The organism is Shewanella marisflavi (assembly GCF_023283925.1).
Taxonomy (GTDB): Bacteria; Pseudomonadota; Gammaproteobacteria; order Enterobacterales; family Shewanellaceae; genus Shewanella; species Shewanella marisflavi.
In genome coordinates, this window is sequence record NZ_JAKIKX010000005.1 from 85846 (window position 1) to 105303 (window position 19458).

The following is a 19458-nucleotide window of genomic DNA, read 5'->3' on the forward strand; positions in this document are numbered from 1 at the left end:
AGCTTTAACCGCTTTAGACAAAGATACGCAACTAAGGCGGCAGAGATAGCAGAGCCCTTACAGTAGAGATAAAAAAGCCAGCATAATGCTGGCTTTCTGTTTTGATGGAGCAGGAGCTTAGGCTTGAGAGAACAGCTTATCTTCTAAGGTTCTGCCACGCTGGATGGCGCGATAACGCCAATTGTGCTGTTTAAACAGGGTAAACAGCTGGGTCTCTAGGGCAAAATCGGCGCCCAACTGGTAGTGGAGGACAAACTCCTGAGCCTGGCTAGATTTTACCGAATGTACCTGAGGAAGCTCACGCAGAGCTGCTAGCAATGCCTCATCATCACAACTGTGCATGGTCAGAGTTAGATATTCGTCGGCCTGATCATCTTGTATTGAGATAGATTGGTTCAGAACACCTTTCTCTAGATAGAGCACCTTATCACACAGTTTTTCCAGTTCTGCCAGGTTGTGAGAGCTGATCATAAAGGTCGTCTTGCCGATTTGTGAGCGCACCAGGTCGCGAATGGCCTTGGCATTCGCCGGGTCGAGCCCCGCCGTGGGCTCATCAAGCAAGACTAACTCGGGAGAGCCAATTAACGCTTGGGCGATCGATACGCGTTTGCTCATGCCATGACTGAGAGATAAGGGCTTTTGTGGGGCGATATCAGCCAAATCCACCAGAGCTAATACACGCTTGACCTCTTGCTGCGCGTCTGTGCCGCTAAAGCCTTGAAGGCGGGCAAACAGACCCAGTTGTGCCTCAACGGTGAGGTTAGGATCGAGTCTTGCGTCTTGGGGGAGGGCGGCTACCTTACCAAGTAGTGCATTACTACCCGGTGCATGGCCTAAAATGGTGACTTTGCCCTCGCTTGGGCGAATATAGCCGCATAGCAGCGAAAACAGTGTGGTTTTACCGGCGCCATTAGGGCCAACCAGCGCAATGGGCTGACCCGAGGTTAGCTCAAGATTGACATCATTAAGTGCTCGTTTGCTGCCGTATTGTTTACCAAGGTGTGTGCAGGTGATCAGATTCATAGTGCGATCCTCGCCATATAACTTCTTCCTAATAGCAGGAGTACACAGGCTTGAAGCAAAGGAATGGCCGCCACAGCGAGACTGCTGAGTCCTTTGGTATTGATCATCATTGAGAGCTGCGCGCCAGGTATCAACCATTGCAGAGCGGCGCTGAGATCCGGTAGGTAATGGGAGATTATCCCATTGATGATAGTGCCACCCGCAAGGATCAAAACTGCATAGATACTGGCCTGCCTCGCCGAGTTGGCGTGCAATGACAACAGGGCCATCAGCGCCGTAAAGGGGAGCAAGACTATCATGATATTGGTAAACACCAAGAGCCCGGAGCCCATGGCCAGCCAGACAAGGGATGGATCACGATAGGCGACCAGCAGCAGGGTGGCTACCAGAGTCAATAGGAGCAAAATTCCCTGGATTAGCAGGTACCCTGTGACACGTCCGAAAAACAGTGTATCTCGGCTGACTCTCAAGGTGAGAAAACGAAAGCTTCCCCTGGCCCTGTCGGAGGCAAACTGATCGGCGCCCACGAACAGGCTAAAGATAGGGAACAGATAGAGAGCCGCAACCCAGACAATGGCCATTTCCGCCACGTTCCATGACAGCAGTTCGCCTACATTGGCCGCGCCAAATACGCCTTCGAGTAATTGTTTAAAATCTGGTGAGAACAGATAGATAGAAGCTTGTTTTACCGGATACCAGAGAATAAGGCACCAGACCAGCGCGAACGTTGCCAAACCTATCATACCGCGAGTGCTAAAGAGGATTTTTTTAAGCTCGAATTTGGCCAGTTCCAAGGCCGCACTCCATGAGCTCCGGGGGGTTAGGTTTTCCAAATATGATTCCTTTATCACTAAATTTGCACCCAGCCTAACATCTCTAGGTTTGTCTAAGTGTGTCAGATTGTCGTTAAATTTTACCAGCTAGCTCGGCAAGTTGCTGTTTTAACTCGGCGACTTCCTGTTCAAGCTGGGTGACTCTTTCGTTTAGTGCATGGCTTAGTGCATCACCTGGTGGCTCATTTTGTGGCTGGGTATAGGCTTGTGTGGGGAGTTGCTCGGCGGTGTCGCTAAATAGCTCGACAAAGCGAGATTCCCGCTTGCCCGGCTCTCTAGGCAGTTGACGTACCAAGGGGGGCTCCATTTGCGATAGCGCCTCCAATGCCTGCTCTACCTGGCCGACATCGGTAAATCCATATAGGCGGTTGCTTCGGGTTCTGAGCTCGCCCGCCGTTTGTGGGCCTCTTAATAGCAGTAGGCAGATGATGGCGACCTTGTCATCGCTGAGTTGGAGATCGCTAAATTCGGTGTTGCAGAATCTATGCTTATATTTCACCACTCGGGAACCAAAGCCGCTTTGCTCAGCAATCAGGCGTTTCTTGGCTAAAGAATCGATAGCTGCCTGAGTGTCCGCTTCCGATAGGTTCATCACAGGATCGCGGCTAGATTTTTGATTACAGGCTAAGGTCAGACCGTTGAGAGAGAGTGGATATTGCTCTGGGGTGGTTTTCTCTTTTTCCAACAGGCAGCCGATGACACGTGCTTCATGGGAGGTGAGTTTCATGGTTAAGATATCCATATAAGAAAAGCATAGCCCTGTTATATCAGAGCTATGCTTTTATGCAAAGACAATCAGGGGCTTGGCGCCTCCAATGCTCAACTTCTATTCGGTCAAACGTATGCCGTCGTTTTCGATGGTGATCTTCTCACTTTTGTACAAGCCGCCGATACTCTTCTTAAAGGCTTTTTTGCTCATGGCAAGTTGGGCATAGATGACGTCAGCATCCGTCTTATCGGTAAGTGGCAGGAAGCCACCGGCTTGATTGAGCTTCATCAAGATGGCAGTGGCGTGCTTATCAAGCTCGTCTTTTGCACCGCGTTGCAGGATTAAGTCTATCTTGTCATCACTGCGCACGCGCTTAATAAAGCCTTTGACTCGCTGACCAAATTTGAGCGGCTGATAAACTTCATTTTTATACAGCACGCCCCAATGGGCATTATCGACAATCGCCTTAAAGCCCAAATCTGTGGTGCCCGCGATGATGAGATTCACCTCTTGACCGTTACGATACGGGGGCGGTGTCTTATCAAGAAACTTATCGATTTTCGATGAGGCGACGATGCGCTCATCGGCACTATTGACATAGACATAGACCAGATAAGAGCGACCGACTTCTATCTCTCTGTGCTGTTCGCCGAAGGGAAGAAACAAGTCTTTATCCAGTCCCCAGTCGAGAAAAGCGCCGTAAGGGCCGGTTGCGATGGCCTTTAGATAGGCAAATTGCCCCACCTGAGCTTTAGGACGTTTAGTGGTGGCGATCACCATATCTTCGGAGTCCAGATAGAGAAACACCTCGACTTTGTCGCCGACCTCGCACTCTTTAGGTGCGACTTTGTTAGGCAGCAAGACTTGGCCAAATTCGTGGGCATTTAAGTACACACCGAAGTCGACACGTTTGGCGATCTCCAGGGTACAACTCTTTCCTATCTCTATCATGGGGTTCTCTATGACATTACTAACAAGTTTAAGTGTGGCGATTATAGTGGAATTCTCAGCAAGATGCTTTAGCCTAAGGGGGTTAATCTCATTAATTTAACGCCCTGGGTGCAGATGCGTTTTGGCGACATAGGGGTTTGAGCTAAAGGTCAGTGAGCCGAGTGGGCAGAAAGGCGCCGATAAAGGGGGCATTAATCTGCATGTTGCTAAGTGGCAGCAAGCTGAATTTACTGTAAAAAAGCTTGAACACCTGTCAGGGATAAAAGTCAGTATTGTCGCCTGTTTGGGTGCAAAAAACCTTGTAATAAATTAATGTGATAATGATACTTGCATTTAGTTAAATTCAGGGGTTTAATTGCGCGCCTTTTTTTACTTTAGACAAGTATAAATTGAGTTAACTAATATGGCGGGGACTCGAAGGATAACTTCGATATCTGACACCCAAGAAACGGTGTTGATGTTGCGGCTTATTTACCTGATAGGTGCGATAGTAAGTAACATTAATGTGTTGGCAGACAAAGTATCTGCCGAATATAAATGTAAATAGACAGGTTGAGAAAATATGAGTAATTGGTCTATTAAAGATGCTTATGTTGGTTATAACGTAAATTACTGGAGCTCTGGGCTCTACGGCATAAGCGAGGCCGGTGAGGTGACGGTATCGCCCGATCCAAATCATCCTGAGCACACTATTGGTTTAAATGAACTCGCCAAGGATATGGTTAAATCCGGCGTAGCATTGCCCGTCTTAGTGCGTTTCCCACAAATTTTACATCACAGGGTCAATAGCCTGTGTAATGCCTTCAATCAGGCGATCACTCGTTACGATTACCAATCCGACTATCTGCTTGTCTATCCCATTAAGGTTAACCAGCAGCAAACGGTTGTAGAAGAGATCTTAGCCAGCCAAGTGTCTAAAGAGGTGCCACAGCTGGGTCTGGAAGCCGGCAGTAAGCCTGAGTTGATGGCTGTGCTTGCGATGGCGCAGAAGGCCAGCTCGGTGATCATCTGTAATGGTTACAAAGATGTCGAATATATCCGTTTGGCGCTGATTGGTGAAAAGCTGGGCCATCAAGTTTATATCGTACTTGAGAAGCTATCTGAGCTTAAGGTTGTTCTCGACGAAGCTAAGAAGCTGGGTGTGACTCCTCGTTTGGGTCTGCGTGTGCGTCTGGCTTTCCAAGGCAAGGGTAAATGGCAGGCCAGCGGCGGTGAAAAATCAAAATTTGGTTTGTCAGCGGCTCAGGTGTTGAACGTGATCAACTCGCTTAAAGACCACGACATGCTGGATAGCCTGCAATTGCTGCACTTCCACCTGGGCTCGCAGATTGCCAATATTCGCGACATCCGCAGCGGTGTGAGCGAGGCGGGGCGTTTCTACTGTGAACTGCAGAAGATGGGCGCCAATGTGAAGTGCTTCGACGTGGGTGGCGGCTTGGCCGTTGACTATGACGGTACCCGTAGCCAGAGCAGTAACTCGATGAACTATGGCCTGACCGAATATGCCAATAATATCGTCAGTGTGCTCAATGACATGTGCCGTGAGCACGATCAGCCTATGCCACGCCTCATCTCTGAGTCTGGTCGTTACCTGACGGCTCATCACGCTGTGTTGATCACCGACGTGATTGGCACCGAAGCCTATCAGCCTGAGCAGTTACAAGCTCCGGATGATGACGCGCCGCAGCAGCTGAAAAATATGTGGGACTCTTGGGGAGAAGTGAGTGGCCGCGCCGATCAACGTGCCCTGATTGAGATTTACCATGATGTGCAAAGCGATCTGGCTGAGGTACATTCGCTATTTGCTTTGGGGCAGATGGGTCTGGCCGACAGAGCTTGGGCGGAGCAGATGAATCTGCGCGTCTGTTACGAATTAAAGGGGGTGATGAGTGGTAAATACCGTTTCCACCGCCCTGTGATCGACGAACTCAATGAGAAACTGGCAGATAAGTTCTTCGTGAACTTCTCACTGTTCCAGTCACTGCCAGATGCCTGGGGTATCGATCAGGTGTTCCCAATAATGCCGCTGAGTGGCCTGGATAAGGCGCCTGAGCGCCGCGCCGTGATGCTGGATATTACTTGTGATTCAGACGGTACAGTGGATCAGTACGTGGATGGTCAAGGTATTGAAACTACCCTGCCAGTCCCGGCTTGGAGTGCAGAGAGTCCTTATCTTATCGGTTTCTTCCTGGTGGGTGCCTATCAGGAGATCCTTGGGGATATGCACAACCTGTTTGGTGATACCAACTCTGCCGTAGTGCGACTGGACGATGATGGTCTGGTGAATATTGAGTCAGTTCTGGCTGGCGATACCGTGGCCGATGTACTGCGTTATGTGAACCTAGACGCTGTCTCTTTCATGCGTACCTATGAAGAGCTGGTAAACCTGCATATTCAAGAAGATGAGCGCGCCAATATTCTTGAAGAGCTGCAGATTGGACTGAAAGGCTACACCTATCTGGAAGATTTCTCCTGATTGGCAAGCTAGCCTGTTTCGCCTAGGGATCTCGGCTAACGCCAGCCGAGATCCTTTAAGACGATAAGGAGCGAGTCGATGTACTTTGAAGGGGCGGAGAAACGCTTATCGCTAACCTTAGTGGCAGCTAGTCCGTCGCTAAGATCTTTGGGCGATGACTTTTGGCGCCGCGCTCTTTTAAAGAGTGATACAGAGATCCTCTCCAAGCTGAGCTGTGAGCAGTGCGATGCGTACCTGCTCAGCGAATCCAGTTTGTTTGTCTGGCACGATAATCTGGTGCTCATCACCTGTGGTAATACTCGGCTTATCGAGACGGTACTGAGTCTGGTTGAATCACTCGGTAATGTTCAGATTGCCAGCTTGAGTTACCAGCGTAAGAGCGAGATTTTACCCGCCTTGCAAAGCAGCCGCTTTGAAGACGATATTGCCCGGCTTAGGGGGATGCTAAGTGGCGATGCCTATCGCATTGGCCATTTGGATGGTCATCATCACCAGCTTTTTTTATCTGGAGAGATGGTGCAACTTAAGCCGGTTCAAACGGTGCAGATGTATCATATTCGTGGTGAGTTGGCCGACTATCTGCTTAGCGACAGGCAATCGGCCGAGGGGATAGCCACCAGGCTCAATTTATCTCAGCTGTTACCGGGTTTTTATTTTGATGCGTACCTGTTCTCGCCATTGGGCTATTCACTCAATGCCCTTAGGGGGGGTGACTATTTCACGGTGCACATCACCCCGCAAGAGGCGAGCTCCTATGTGAGCCTGGAAACGAATTTGTCGCTCGGCGAAGATCTTGGCGGTATAGTAAATGAGTTGCTAAACCGCTTAAATCCGGTAAGTTGGGATGTTTCAGGATTTGAGGCCCAGGAGCCAGGATACTGCTCCGAGCAGTATAGCCTGCAGGCCAGCGGTGAATTAACTTTGGCAGATGGCCTAGGCCTTTATATAAAACACTATAAGCAGCGCGATTGTGAGCAGTTATTGCCCGTTACGCTGTGATCTTTACTTCTATTATTTGGAGCAAATATGACCACTATTGCAGATAAGCCTGATTACTCGCTTTACTCAAATGCATTTGGTTATTTAAGACAACCACTGGATTTTAAACCGCTTGAAAGCGATGCTGATGTGGTGGTTTTGGGCTTGCCGTTTGATATGGCCACTACTGGTCGCTCGGGTGGTCGTATGGGCCCTGGCGCTATTCGTCAGGCGTCGGTGAATCTGGCCTGGGAAGAGTGCCGCTGGCCATGGGATTTTAAGTTGTCCGATCACCTTAAAATGGTCGATGCGGGCGATCTCGTATACGACTGTGGCGATGCAGCCGATTTCACCCAGCGTGTCGAAGACTTTGCCACGGCGATCCTCGATTCTGGCAAGGCGCTGATCAGTTTTGGTGGTGATCATTTTGTGACCCTGCCGCTGCTGCGTGCTCACTATAAGAAACATGGCAAGATGGCGCTGCTGCATTTCGATGCGCACACAGATACCTATAGCCAAGGCAGCAAGTACGACCATGGCACCATGTTCTTCCACGCGCCTAATGAAGGGATCATCGATGCCTCCCACTCAGTGCAGGTGGGGATTCGTACCGAATATGACAAGCCAAGCCATCTGTTCAAGGTTATCGATGCGGCCGCTGCCAATGAGCTAAGCGCCGATGAGATTGTTGCCCAGATTAAAGACCGTGTCGGCGATATGCCATTGTATATCACCTTCGATATCGACTGTTTGGATCCTGCTTTTGCCCCTGGCACGGGCACACCAGTTTGTGGTGGCCTCACCAGCGACAAGGCGATGAAGATCATCCGTGGTCTGCGGGGCATGAATGTAGTGGGCATGGACGTCGTCGAAGTGGCCCCCGCCTATGACAGCGCCGAAATTACGGCCCTTGCGGGTGCAACCTTAGGGCTAGAGATGCTGCACGTTTGGGCCTGCGCACATAAGAAGTAAGCTAAATCAGGACGGGTAAGGAAGCAGATGTCGAACTTAAGTGATATTAGACGCGAGTACACCTTGGGTGGGCTGCATCGAGAAGAACTGCCGGATAACCCTATGGTCTTGTTCGAGAAGTGGATAGAGCAGATTAGGGATTCTGAGATCTTGCCGGATCCTACCGCCATGTCGGTAGCGACTGTCGACGCCGATGGTCAGCCGTTTCAGCGCATCGTGTTGTTAAAACGCTTCGATGACGAGGGGTTTGTGTTTTTTACCAACCTTGCTAGTCGTAAGTCGGAGCAGATTGCGCAGAATAACAAGGTGAGCTTGCTGTTTCCCTGGCATGCTCTGGAGCGTCAGGTTGCGGTGACAGGGGTTGCCGAGCAGCTCTCGACTGCAGAGGTGCTCAAGTACTTCGTGACGCGTCCTAAAGAGAGTCAGATTGCCGCCTGGGTATCTAAACAGTCCAGCAAAATATCGGCCCGTCAGGCATTGGAGAGCAAGTTTGCCGAGATGAAGGCTAAATTTAGCCAGGGCGAAGTGCCACTACCTAAATTCTGGGGTGGCTATCGGGTGCGTCCTAGTAGCATAGAGTTTTGGCAAGGCGGCGAATATCGTCTGCATGATCGTTTCCTCTATACCCGTAAAGACTCAAGCGGTATAGAAAACGGCTGGGATATCGACCGGCTGGCGCCCTAAGCGTTCCGATATCAAAGTGTTTGAGCTATAAAAAAACCACCGCAATGCGGTGGTTTTTTTGTGTCGTAGCGACGGCTGTTACCATTTCTTTTTCGGCTGGAACAGCACGTCGATATCATCCTCGTCACTCTTCTGCTGCGGCGCGTTAGGCTGCGCCATCTTCTGGGCGCCCATGATCTCATCGAGCAGTAATTTGGCTTCGTCCACTTTATTGGTAATAAAAGGATCGTTTGGCGTCAGCGCCTTAATCGTATGCAGAGTGGCTAACGCCTTAGTGACCATCTGTTTAGAGGAACCATATTGTTTCATAAAACAGGCGCTGCGGGCGCGGGAAAGCATGGAATCGACATTAATTCTCAGCTGCAGGTTATCGACGCGAGCTTCTTCTTGAGCAAAAATGTTCGGGTCAACTTTGCCCTTATTGTGCTCGGCGCGCAATATCGCCTTGAGCTTCTTAAGTACTTTGACTAAATCTAAGATCTGCTTATCGGTATCCGGCAGGCGAAAACCTTCGATGGCGGGTGTCTGTTTTTGAGCGTTTTGTAAGTTTTCAATCTGACCACTGAGATCTGTGAGTCGACGTTTGTAATCGTTAGCTTGAGGGCCACCGAGAGAGACTGACAAGGTCAACGCTTCTTGTACACGCTTATAGAGGATCAGAACCAGATTGGTAGAGCAGGGGAACATGCCTGTGCATGAAAGCACGTTCTCGGTTTCGTCGATAATGGCTCTCTGTCTGGCTAATTCAGTTCTGCGTTCGGCTTCGGCGCGTTCTTTTTGTTGTTGGATCACATTGATGCCAATAACCAGTAGCAGCAACGCACCAATGAGGATCAGAACCAAAGTAAATATCATAGAGCTACCATTCTTTTTGTAATTCCATTAATGCTACTATAAATCAATACGCTAGCATAGTTATCTTAGACTAGCTTTATCTTAATGTCGTGTGATTCATCTCACCTCTATGCTATATTCCCCTTTGATTTAATTTTATGCCTGTACTATAACTAATTCTTATACATAACTATTATGTTAGCGTACTGAATTCTGGCTGTGACTCCCCTGGAGAAGCCGGCTTTTGCAAAGGATAGACGATGAAGCTGCAACAACTCAGATATATTGCCGAAGTGGTTAACCACAACCTTAATGTATCGGCGACAGCAGAGAACCTTTACACCTCTCAGCCTGGGATTAGTAAACAGGTGCGGATGTTAGAAGATGAGTTGGGAATTCAGATCTTTGGTCGCAGTGGTAAGCATCTTACCCATGTGACTCCTGCCGGTCAGCAGGTGATCAACATCGCCAATGATATTCTGGGTAAGGTAGAAAGTATTAAAAAAGTCGCGGAAGAGTATACCAAGCCGGATCAGGGGGAGTTGAATATTGCCACCACAGATACCCAGGCCCGTTATGCGCTGCCCAGTATTATCCGTGCCTTTATTGACCGTTATCCTAAGGTTAATCTGCATATGCACCAGGGCACACCCTCTCAGATTAGCGAGTTAGCGGCACGTGGTGACGCGGACTTTGCCATTGCCACTGAGGGGATGCACCTCTATTCCGATCTGATCATGCTGCCTTGTTATCACTGGAACCGCTCAATTGTGGTGACCAAAGATCACCCGCTGGCGTCACGTACTCAGATAAGCATTGAAGACCTCGGGCGTTTCCCCTTGGTGACCTATGTCTTTGGTTTCGACAGAGAGTCTGAAATTGAAAAGGCCTTTAACCGCGCTGGTATTGATCCTCGCGTGGTATTTACCGCCACCAGTGCCGATGTGTTAAAAACCTATGTCAGATTAGGATTAGGTGTGGGGGTTATCGCCTCGATGGCGGTCGACCCTGTGATTGATAAAGATTTGGTGGCCATAGATGCCAGCCATCTGTTTGCCCATAGCACGACCAAGATAGGCTTTAGGAAGGGCAATTTCTTACGTAACTATATGTATGAGTTTATCGAGCACTTTGCGCCGCATCTGACCAAAGAGGTTGTAGAAAAAGCGGTGGCGCTTAGAGATCCACAACTGATTGAGAATCTTTTTGCGGATGTGGAACTGCCCATACGCTAACAAGCTGTACTGGTCCCATAAAAAAACTCGCCTTAAGGCGAGTTTTTCTTTAAGCAGTGGATTAACACTCTACGATATTTACCGCGAGTCCGCCTTTGGCGGTTTCCTTGTATTTACTGCGCATATCTTTACCCGTATCCATCATGGTCTTAATCACCTTATCGAGTGAGACCTTGTGGTTACCGTCGCCGCGCATCGCCAGGCGTGAGGCGTTAATGGCCTTGACCGCGCCCATGGCGTTGCGTTCGATACAAGGTACCTGCACTAAGCCACCGACAGGATCACAGGTCAGACCCAGGTTGTGCTCCATACCGATCTCGGCAGCGTTTTCCACATGTTCTACCGTGCCGCCCATGATCTCTGTAAGCGCTGCAGCGGCCATAGAGCAAGCTACACCGACTTCACCCTGGCAGCCTACCTCGGCGCCTGAAATGGATGCATTCTTCTTATAAAGAATACCGATGGCAGCAGCGGTAAGCAGGTACTGACAGCAGATATCCACATCCACCTCTTGAACAAAGGTGTCATAGTAACAAAGTACGGCAGGGATGATGCCCGCAGCACCATTGGTTGGCGCGGTTACTACGCGATCGCCTGCGGCATTTTGCTCGTTTACCGCTAGCGCAAACAGATCGACCCAGTCCATGGCAGTAAGAGGATCGACGACAGTCTTGCTCTCAGCCTTGAGGCGACGATAAAGCGCTGGCGCTCTGCGTCTGAGTTTAAGACCACCTGGGAGTATGCCCTCTTTTTGGTAGCCACGTTCGACACAGCTCTTCATGGTTTGCCATATGGTCCACAGGCGCTCTTTCACCTCTTTTTCGCTGGCGATGGACAGTTCGTTTTCCATCATCAGCGCAGAGATGCTCAGGCCGTTTTCGACACACATGTCGAGCAGTTCGGCGGCACTGTTAAAGTCATAGGGCGCTGCTTCGATGGGCGAGGCGGGGGAGGCGTCTTGAGCGAGAATCTCATCTTCATCTAAGATGAAGCCGCCGCCTACCGAGTAGTAGGTGCGCTGATAGATGCAGTTGCCTTTTGCATAGGCGTATAGGGTCATGGCGTTGGCATGGGCCGGTAGACTCTTGCGTCTGTGATAGGTAATACCATCTTCACGACTAAAGCGTACCACCTTGTTATTGGGCATGGTTAAGGTTTGGCTGTCGTGTACCTGTGCCAGGGTGGCATCGATTTTGTCTGTATCGACGGTTTCGGGGGCTTCGCCCATGAGGCCGAGGATCACGGCTTTACCTGTGCCGTGGCCTTTACCTGTTTGCCCTAGGGAGCCAAACAGCTCAGATCTCAGCTCATCTGTTTCTGCAAGGTGACCATGTTTCTCTAAATCTCGAATAAAGATATTCCCCGCTTTCATGGGGCCAACGGTATGGGAGCTTGAGGGACCGATACCAATTTTAAACATGTCAAAAACGCTAATCATTATAAAACCCTGTCGTATTCATTATTTTCGTTATTCAGTCTCAGTGATTTTAGGCTAAATAAATTATTCATGCCCAAAGGGCGTCAATATTGCCCTGTTGTGCTAATCTTGCGAGCACATTAAGATTATCAATTATTAAGTATCCCATACTTTAGTCGCAGCTTTCGCATTAGTTTTTTTTAGGAATTACTTTCGCATTAGGCATACTATTGCTAATGAGTTTGCCTCTTGATTTATAAGTGAGATAAAGGCTGCTTTATCAAATTTATACAAAGACTTATGCCATCTAGTTATTCAACTTGTTTTTTACTAAAGTTTGATTATTAAGCTTGTTTAACAGTTTTTTTAGGGGGAGTTTTGAGTTATTTAATGATGGATTTGTTATCCACTCAAATGAATGAGCTGGAGAGCCGCCAACTTATGCACCCTATGGTGGGGGGCGTCATCTTGTTTTCCCGCAATTATCAGGATCGCCAGCAGCTTTGTGAGCTGGTGGCTTCAATGCGTGCCGTGCGCCCTGAACTCCTTATTGCCGTGGATCACGAAGGGGGCCGGGTTCAGCGCTTTATTGATGGTTTTAGCAAGATCCCAGCGATGGGGGATATCTTACCGGCGGCAAAGCAGGATATGACCTTGGCGAAGGCGTGGGCTACCGAGCTGGGTTTTCTGATGGCTGTGGAGTTATTGAGCTGTGATATCGATTTGAGTTTTGCCCCTGTGCTGGATCTGAACGGTATCAGCCAGGTGATCGGTAAGCGCGCCTTTAGCGATAGGCCCGACGAGGTTATTGTGCTGGCCGATGCTTTTATTCAGGGAATGGCCGATGCTGGAATGGCTGCAGTTGGGAAACATTTCCCCGGCCACGGTAGTGTGGCGGCCGATTCACATATCGCCAAGCCAGTTGATGAGCGTAGTGAAGATGAGATCCGCGCCTTGGACATGAAGCCATTTAAACAATTGATGGCTAAGCAGCGCCTGCAAGGGGTTATGCCGGCTCATGTTATCTATCCTAAGGTGGATAACAATCCGGCAGGTTTCTCTGCCTATTGGCTAAAGCAGGTGTTAAGGGAAGAGCTCAAGTTTGATGGCGTGATCTTCTCTGATGATCTGGGTATGAAAGGCGCAGGTGTTGTTGGCGGCTATCCCGAGCGCGCAAAGGCGGCCATTGAGGCGGGATGTGACATGATTTTGCTCTGTAACGATAGTGAAGGCATCAATCAGCTGCTTACCTCTTTTACCTGGCCGGAGCAGGGCCCGCAAGTACCGGCGCGTAAACTCTTGGCTAATAGCACTCAGGTGGCCAAGGCGCTTGAGGATGAATCTCGCTATCTTGAGGCAAGAAGGATAGCAGAGCAGATTTGTATGGGCTAAATTTGATGTAGCGCAACAACAGCTTGTGATGAGTTAGCTAAAGTTAATATTCACTCTTTATCAGCAGGTAACAGAATGATCCTCTATTTCCATGGTTTTGATGCCACCAGTCCAGGTAATCATGAAAAAATGCGCCAGTTGCAGTTTGTCGATCCCGATGTGCGTCTGGTCAGTTACAGCACGCTTCATCCCAAGCATGATATGCAATATCTGCTTAATGAGGTGAGTCGTCAATTGAAACAGAGTGATGACCCCGCGCCACTGGCAATTGGCGTCGGCCTTGGAGGCTACTGGGCAGAGCGTATAGGATTTTTGAATGGTCTTAAGACAGTGATGATAAATCCTAATCTACATCCGGAAGACAACATGGTGGGCAAAATTGACAGGCCTGAGGAATATGCGGATATCGCCAGCAAGTGTGTCAGCCAGTTCAGAGAGAAGCACAAGGGACGCGGCATGTGTATCTTATCCCGTCAGGATGAGGTGCATGACAACGAGGCGGTTGCCGATGCGTTAACCCCGTTTTATCCCATAGTATGGGATGAAGAGCAGTTACATAAGTTTCCTTCCTTGTCTGCGCACCTGACTGAGATTAAAGCTTTTAAAGAGCAGCAGTAAACTAAACCTCTTGAAATGGGAGCCTGAGGGCTCCTTTTTTATGGGCGTCATTTAGACCTTCTAACGGGGACTTCTGCTGCCAATGACAGATTGCTAGCGACTTATGAGGAAGCTTGAGTAAGGTTTAGTTGATTATTCTGTGTTCAGATGACTGCGCAATCGTATGTAATAGTCATTTCTTGCCATTCAAATCTAGCATCACTTATCCATTTTATGATACAACATGATACATATTGTTACATGATGGTCTTAAAGACCTTTTCCCAGTTTGCGTATGTCGCCCGATGCAGCTAACCACTTTATTAGTTAGCTGTTTTTTTTGTCTATTTTTTGCCCATCCCACCAGATTGGGTTATCTTCAAAGGGTTAGATGATAAGAAGAATGAGGCGCAGATGAAGCGGGTATTATTGACAATATCGGGAAAGGTTCAGGGCGTGTGTTTTAGGCGCTACAGTCAGCTTAAGGCAAATGAGCTGGGGCTGACAGGTTATGCGAAAAATCTTGAAGATGGCCGTGTGATGATTTTATTGCAAGGTGGTGGCTCGGCGGTAGATCGTTTTATTGCCTGGAGTGAGCAGGGCTCGCCTCAGTCGGTAGTAGACAATGTGTTAGTCGAAGAAGATGAGGCTGACGAGATCTACCTCGATTTTTCTGTCTATTGACGCAAGCTCGCCGCTAAGGTGTTTCCACTTACTGGTATTTCTTCAGGGTTTACACCAAAGCACTAAGCGATGCTCGAATTGATGCTTAACACCATTGCTATTATGACGTGAGCAGAATGGCTACTATCTGTAACTGTGCCGGTTAACGGTGTTGGTCGAAGAAATCGAGGAAGATGAGAACGACCTCGATTTTTCTCTCTATGAGTTTGCTTTGTGAATATCAGCCTAGCTTTGTACTAAAGCGAGCCAGATTCGCTGGGCTGCTCCATCTTTCTGATCTGTAAAATCATTCCCATGTTGGGATGATCAAAGTAGTGTATTTCATCACTCTTCACCCGCTTGTTTTGCGTCATATAGATACTGTGCAAATAGGGGACCTGGAGCATTGCTGTTTCATCAGCTAATTGTGGCTGACGTTTGCTCCCTTCTCTATGGAGTGTTAAACCAGTTTCCACATAAAGATAGTGATTCAGATAGATATTGAGCGTGCCATCGAGTGCCCAGATAGGCTCTGCTTGTTTGTCGTCGAAATTTAGATCGAAGTTAAACTGTGGAATCGCTTCATTTTGTGACGCTTGAGTCCCATTGGTGGCAAAGCCGCTTTCATTAAAGCGATCTGAGTAATCTTCTCCGGCAAAGAGGCGCACAGGTTTGGCTTGATGGCGCGGCAACATAGATTGTTGCCAAGTCATATGTAGCAGCCCCTTGTGGCCCGCTTCTCGTTTTAGGGTGGCTATCATGTCGCCAAACTGTGACTGAGAATCGGCCAGTAATACTGTGCCAGCACCTGGTGTCGCATATTGTGGCGTCGCTGCGCCTATGGTAACGGGAATACTGCTTGGATGGGTGACCTGTGCCTGTTGCAACTGTTTGTCGCACGCATCAGGTGTTTCTAACCATTGCTGGGCACTACAACCTTCCAATCCCAAACTTGCCCCTGTGATATTGGTAGCAAACAGGGGGGAGATCATGTCGATGGGTTGACGAGTATGGCGGCTCGTCGGTGCTGACAAGGTTTCTTCCAGCTGGCTTCCCTGACGCTCAAACAGGTAGACTTCCACTTCAAACCAACGCTCTGCGTCTGCCCAAGTTGGAAAAGACAGTGAGGTGAGGGTGGTTACCAATAAAAGACTCTTTTTAAGCACGCGGTTCTCCAAGGCGATGTTGCATTAGTTGAGAGATGATCAGCGACAAGAGGTCTAGCCTATCCTTGTCTGTCTCTGTCGGCATCAGGAATTTTAACTTACTTGGGCCGTCCATACGATAATTTTGTGGCTGGCTCTGTAATAAGCCGATAATAAAGCCAGGATCGACGCAGTGATCATCATTAAACTCCAAGCTACCGCCTTTGGCGTGCATCTCTATCTTGGCAATGCCAAGAGCCGTGGCCTGATGTTTAAACAGGGAGATCTCGAGCAAGTTCTTGGTGGCTTGCGGCAGTAGGCCGAAACGGTCAATTAACTCCACTTTGAGTTCGTCCAGCGCCTGAGAGCTACTGCAATTGGCGATACGTTTATAGAGAGATAAGCGTATATTCACATCGCCCACATAATCTTCCGGCAGCAAGGCGGGGATGCGCAGGTCGATTTCACACTGGCCCCTTAACATTTGATCCAGCGAGGGCTCTTTGCCTTCTTTAAGGGACTTCACCGCATCTTCGAGCATCTCCATATAGAGCGTAAAGCCGATCTTAGAGATGTGGCCGCTCTGCTCGTCGCCAAGAAGTTCACCGGCGCCGCGTATCTCAAGATCTTGGGTGGCCAGCATAAAGCCCGCGCCGAGATCTTCAAGGGCACCAATGGCCTCAAGTCGCTTAATGGCATCCTTGGTCATCCGCTTAGGATGAGGCGTCATCAGATAGGCGTAGGCCTGATGGTGCGAGCGACCTACGCGGCCCCTAAGCTGATGCAGCTGAGCCAGGCCGAAGTTGTCGGCCCGCTCGATAACAATAGTGTTGGCCGTTGGCACATCGATACCGGTTTCTATGATGGTGGTGCAGACCAACACATTGTATTTCTGGTGATAGAAGTCTGACATCACCTTTTCCAGATCGCGTTCGCGCATCTGACCATGGGCGGTGATCACTCGCGCCTCGGGTAGCAAAGCCTCTATTTCACGGGCGCGTTTCTCTATGGTCTCGACGCTGTTGTGCAAAAAGTAAACCTGGCCGCCCCTTAAGATTTCACGCAATAAAGCTTCGCGCACCGTGGCATCGTCATATTCGCGCACAAAGGTTTTGACCGCCAGGCGTTTGGCTGGTGGCGTGGCGATTATGGAGAGATCTCGCATCCCAGACATCGCCATGTTGAGGGTTCTCGGGATAGGCGTGGCGGTCAGGGTGAGAATGTCGATATTGGCGCGCAGCGCCTTGATCTTCTCTTTCTGGCGCACACCGAATCTGTGTTCTTCATCGATGATCAATAGGCCGAGATTTTCAAATTTAGCCTCAGACTGCAGCAACTTATGGGTGCCGATCACAATATCGACTTGACCAATTTCTAATTGCTTGAGAACGGTTTGCTGCTCTTTAGCGGTCTTAAAGCGAGACATCACCTCAATTTTAATTGGCCAGTCAGCAAACCTGTCTTTGAAGTTTTCATAGTGCTGTTGCGCGAGCAAGGTAGTGGGGACGAGTATCGCTACCTGTTTACCGTCATTGACCGCCACAAAGGCGGCGCGCATGGCGACCTCTGTCTTACCAAATCCCACATCGCCACACACAAGTCTGTCCATCGAGATGGGGTTGCACATGTCGGTGAGGACGGCGTCTATGGCGGTTTCCTGATCCACGGTTTCTTCAAATGGGAAGCTGCCGGCAAATTGAGCGTACTCTTCGCGATCCAGTCGGCAGGCTTCACCTGGGCGAGCCTGACGTCTGGCGTAGACATCCAGCAGTTCAGCCGCAACGTCGCGGATCTTCTCTATTGCCTTACGCTTGGCCTTAGTCCAGCTTTCATTGCCTAGTTTATTGAGCTGGGGCGCATCATCTGCGCCTATACTGTATTGGCTGATCAGGTTGAGCGAGGCGACAGGTACATAGAGCTTGTCACCACCGGCATATTCTAATTTAAGGTATTCGGCGACCAAGCCGCCTGTGTCCAAGGTTTCCAGGCCCTGATAGAGCGCGACGCCGTGATCCAGATGGACGATAGGCTGACCCACCTTTAGCTCGGCCAGATCCTTAATGAGCGCATCTTGGCTAACTTGACGTTGTTTATCGCGACGTCGCTGCTGGGCGATGCGCTGACCAAACAGCTCAGTCTCACAAATCAGCGCCCAGTGAGGGCCTTTCTTGGGGTGATAGATGGCGCCCTGCGCCAGCGGCGCGACAATCAAACCAAATGGCTGTGGCTGCTGGGCAAAGGTATCTATGTGATCCAAAAGGACTGGTTTAATTTCAATCTTGGCCAGTAGATCTAGTAGCGCTTCGCGTCGACCTTCAGATTCCACGCAAAACAGTATCGGCGTGCCGCTGTCGGCAAATGCTTTCAGGGCGAGCAGCGGCTGCTTTAATTTATGATTGGCGGCCACGTCAGGCAGGGCATCGAGCTTGGCTGGTACGCTGGTGCCCGCATAATCATTGCCTTTAATCAGAAAACGCGGCAGTTGCTTAAAGGCCTCGAAGACTTGCTCGGTGAGCAGATAGAGATCTTTAGGGGGCAGCAGTGGCCTTAAGGGATCGACTCGGCGATTTTCATAGCGCTGATGCACTTCTTGCAGGTGGCTCTTGGCGGCGCCCTCTAATTCGCCTATCTCCACCAACTGACAACCTGAGGGGAGGTAATCAAAAAGGCTGGCGGTTTCATCAAAAAATAGCGGCAGATAACTCTCAATGCCCGCCGGCATCACCTTACGACTGACCATCTGATAGATGGACTCGGGTTCCTTGACGACCACCTCGAACTGGCGGCGATAGCGCTGACGGAATCCCTCTATAGCCTCGTCATGGGTGGGAAACTCCTTGGCCGGCAGTAGACGGATAGCATCGATTTCACCGCTGGAGCGTTGGGTTTCCGGATCGAACTGGCGGATCGACTCCACTTCATCGTCAAACAGCTCGATACGATAAGGGGTCTGGGATCCCATGGGAAAGAGGTCGATAATTGAGCCGCGAACGGCGAACTCACCATGTTCATAGACCTGTTCGACATGATGGTAGCCTGTGTTTATCAGTTTGCTACGAACGGCTTCTAAGGGATAGTTATCCCCCTTGCTAAGCAGCAGAACATTGCCGGTTAAAAACGACTGCGGCGGCAATTTCACCATCAGGGTGCTCATCGGCACTATGACTAGGCTTTGAGTTGCACTGGGAATACGCGACAGAGTCTCTAAGCGCTGAGATACCAGATCCTGATGGGGTGAAAAGCTGTCATAGGGCAGGGTTTCTCGATCGGGAAAGAGCAACACAGGTATCGAACTTGGCGACAGCAGGTAGCTTAGCTCCGCCTCGAGTCTCAGGGCGCTAGGCGTGTCTGGCGTCACGACTAAGGTGAGACCGTCATGTTGCGCGCATAGCTTCGCCAGACTAATGGCCTGGGCGGCACCTGTCAGTTGGCTCAGGGTTTGGGGTGACTTAACCCCTTTGACTTTCGGTGGGGTGAGAACGGAAAAAGCATTCATGAAAACAGACTAAGGCCAAAAATCGACAATGATGCCCGTCATTGTAGAGACTT

General features: G+C 49.7%; 16 protein-coding genes. 8 read left to right on the plus strand and 8 right to left on the minus strand.

From position 1 onward, the window contains the following. Positions 1–117: 117 nt before the first annotated feature. From L2712_RS11810 to L2712_RS11825, 4 genes are all read right to left on the minus strand, one after another. Positions 118–1023: an ABC transporter ATP-binding protein gene (locus L2712_RS11810; protein WP_248977885.1), complete on the minus strand. Its 906-nt coding sequence runs from the start codon at positions 1021–1023 to the stop codon at positions 118–120. Next, positions 1020–1874, minus strand: coding sequence for an ABC transporter permease subunit (locus L2712_RS11815; RefSeq protein WP_248977886.1), 855 nt, complete (start codon positions 1872–1874; stop codon positions 1020–1022). Before L2712_RS11815 ends, L2712_RS11810 begins: the two co-directional genes overlap by 4 nt. A 55-nt stretch (positions 1875–1929) precedes the next feature. Then, entirely contained in the window at positions 1930–2583 is a 654-nt protein-coding gene (locus L2712_RS11820; RefSeq protein ID WP_248977887.1) for a YceH family protein, read from the minus strand. Positions 2584–2682: 99 nt separating this feature from the next. After that, positions 2683–3516: a CvfB family protein gene (locus tag L2712_RS11825; RefSeq protein WP_248977888.1), complete on the minus strand. Its 834-nt coding sequence runs from the start codon at positions 3514–3516 to the stop codon at positions 2683–2685. A 562-nt stretch (positions 3517–4078) separates the two neighbouring features. On the opposite strand from L2712_RS11825, the gene speA reads away from it, so the two are divergent. From speA to pdxH, 4 genes are all read left to right on the plus strand, one after another. Next, positions 4079–5992 carry a biosynthetic arginine decarboxylase gene (gene speA / locus L2712_RS11830; protein WP_033539583.1) on the plus strand — a complete coding sequence of 638 codons (1914 nt, stop codon included), beginning with the start codon at positions 4079–4081 and terminating at the stop codon, positions 5990–5992. 78 nt (positions 5993–6070) lie between these two features. Next, entirely contained in the window at positions 6071–6991 is a 921-nt protein-coding gene (locus L2712_RS11835) for an S-adenosylmethionine decarboxylase proenzyme (protein ID WP_248977889.1), read from the plus strand. A gap of 27 nt (positions 6992–7018) precedes the next feature. Further along, complete coding sequence (gene speB / locus L2712_RS11840; RefSeq protein WP_248977890.1) at positions 7019–7942, plus strand: agmatinase; 924 nt, start codon at positions 7019–7021, stop codon at positions 7940–7942. A 27-nt stretch (positions 7943–7969) separates the two neighbouring features. Then, complete coding sequence (gene pdxH / locus L2712_RS11845; protein ID WP_248977891.1) at positions 7970–8626, plus strand: pyridoxamine 5'-phosphate oxidase; 657 nt, start codon at positions 7970–7972, stop codon at positions 8624–8626. A 78-nt stretch (positions 8627–8704) separates the two neighbouring features. On the opposite strand, the gene L2712_RS11850 is transcribed toward pdxH, so the two are convergent. Then, on the minus strand, positions 8705–9481 hold the full coding sequence (locus L2712_RS11850; RefSeq protein ID WP_088904849.1) for a hypothetical protein: 777 nt from the start codon (positions 9479–9481) through the stop codon (positions 8705–8707). Between the two features lie 239 nt (positions 9482–9720). On the opposite strand from L2712_RS11850, the gene cysB reads away from it, so the two are divergent. Continuing rightward, positions 9721–10695, plus strand: a complete 975-nt coding sequence (cysB, locus tag L2712_RS11855; protein ID WP_033539588.1) for an HTH-type transcriptional regulator CysB — start codon at positions 9721–9723, stop codon at positions 10693–10695. A gap of 61 nt (positions 10696–10756) precedes the next feature. Here cysB and L2712_RS11860 read toward each other — a convergent pair whose 3' ends face one another. Beyond that, on the minus strand, positions 10757–12133 hold the full coding sequence (locus L2712_RS11860) for an L-serine ammonia-lyase (RefSeq protein ID WP_248977892.1): 1377 nt from the start codon (positions 12131–12133) through the stop codon (positions 10757–10759). Between the two features lie 357 nt (positions 12134–12490). Here L2712_RS11860 and nagZ point away from each other — a divergent pair, with 357 nt between their 5' ends. The 3 genes from nagZ to L2712_RS11875 all read left to right on the plus strand — a co-directional run bounded on the left by nagZ (position 12491) and on the right by L2712_RS11875 (position 14785). Further along, on the plus strand, positions 12491–13504 hold the full coding sequence (nagZ, locus tag L2712_RS11865) for a beta-N-acetylhexosaminidase (RefSeq protein ID WP_248977893.1): 1014 nt from the start codon (positions 12491–12493) through the stop codon (positions 13502–13504). 75 nt (positions 13505–13579) lie between these two features. Beyond that, positions 13580–14122: an alpha/beta hydrolase YcfP gene (ycfP, locus tag L2712_RS11870; RefSeq protein WP_033539591.1), complete on the plus strand. Its 543-nt coding sequence runs from the start codon at positions 13580–13582 to the stop codon at positions 14120–14122. Positions 14123–14515: 393 nt separating this feature from the next. After that, complete coding sequence (locus L2712_RS11875; protein WP_033539639.1) at positions 14516–14785, plus strand: acylphosphatase; 270 nt, start codon at positions 14516–14518, stop codon at positions 14783–14785. A 236-nt stretch (positions 14786–15021) separates the two neighbouring features. Here the strand turns inward: L2712_RS11875 and L2712_RS11880 are convergent, their stop codons facing one another. Next, on the minus strand, positions 15022–15909 hold the full coding sequence (locus L2712_RS11880) for a peptidoglycan binding protein CsiV (protein WP_248977894.1): 888 nt from the start codon (positions 15907–15909) through the stop codon (positions 15022–15024). A 13-nt stretch (positions 15910–15922) separates the two neighbouring features. Beyond that, a complete protein-coding gene (mfd, locus tag L2712_RS11885; RefSeq protein ID WP_248977895.1) occupies positions 15923–19405 on the minus strand; it encodes a transcription-repair coupling factor in 3483 nt (1160 codons plus the stop codon). Between the last annotated feature and the right edge of the window lie 53 nt (positions 19406–19458).

Coding starts and splice junctions, on each gene's coding strand:
- L2712_RS11820 (WP_248977887.1), bottom strand. CDS start 2,583: ATGAAACTCACCTCCCATGAAGCACGTGTCATCGGCTGCCTGTTGGAA.
- pdxH (WP_248977891.1), top strand. CDS start 7,970: ATGTCGAACTTAAGTGATATTAGACGCGAGTACACCTTGGGTGGGCTG.
- L2712_RS11810 (WP_248977885.1), bottom strand. CDS start 1,023: ATGAATCTGATCACCTGCACACACCTTGGTAAACAATACGGCAGCAAA.
- L2712_RS11825 (WP_248977888.1), bottom strand. CDS start 3,516: ATGATAGAGATAGGAAAGAGTTGTACCCTGGAGATCGCCAAACGTGTC.
- L2712_RS11860 (WP_248977892.1), bottom strand. CDS start 12,133: ATGATTAGCGTTTTTGACATGTTTAAAATTGGTATCGGTCCCTCAAGC.
- L2712_RS11835 (WP_248977889.1), top strand. CDS start 6,071: ATGTACTTTGAAGGGGCGGAGAAACGCTTATCGCTAACCTTAGTGGCA.
- mfd (WP_248977895.1), bottom strand. CDS start 19,405: ATGAATGCTTTTTCCGTTCTCACCCCACCGAAAGTCAAAGGGGTTAAG.
- L2712_RS11850 (WP_088904849.1), bottom strand. CDS start 9,481: ATGATATTTACTTTGGTTCTGATCCTCATTGGTGCGTTGCTGCTACTG.
- speB (WP_248977890.1), top strand. CDS start 7,019: ATGACCACTATTGCAGATAAGCCTGATTACTCGCTTTACTCAAATGCA.
- cysB (WP_033539588.1), top strand. CDS start 9,721: ATGAAGCTGCAACAACTCAGATATATTGCCGAAGTGGTTAACCACAAC.
- ycfP (WP_033539591.1), top strand. CDS start 13,580: ATGATCCTCTATTTCCATGGTTTTGATGCCACCAGTCCAGGTAATCAT.
- L2712_RS11875 (WP_033539639.1), top strand. CDS start 14,516: ATGAAGCGGGTATTATTGACAATATCGGGAAAGGTTCAGGGCGTGTGT.
- speA (WP_033539583.1), top strand. CDS start 4,079: ATGAGTAATTGGTCTATTAAAGATGCTTATGTTGGTTATAACGTAAAT.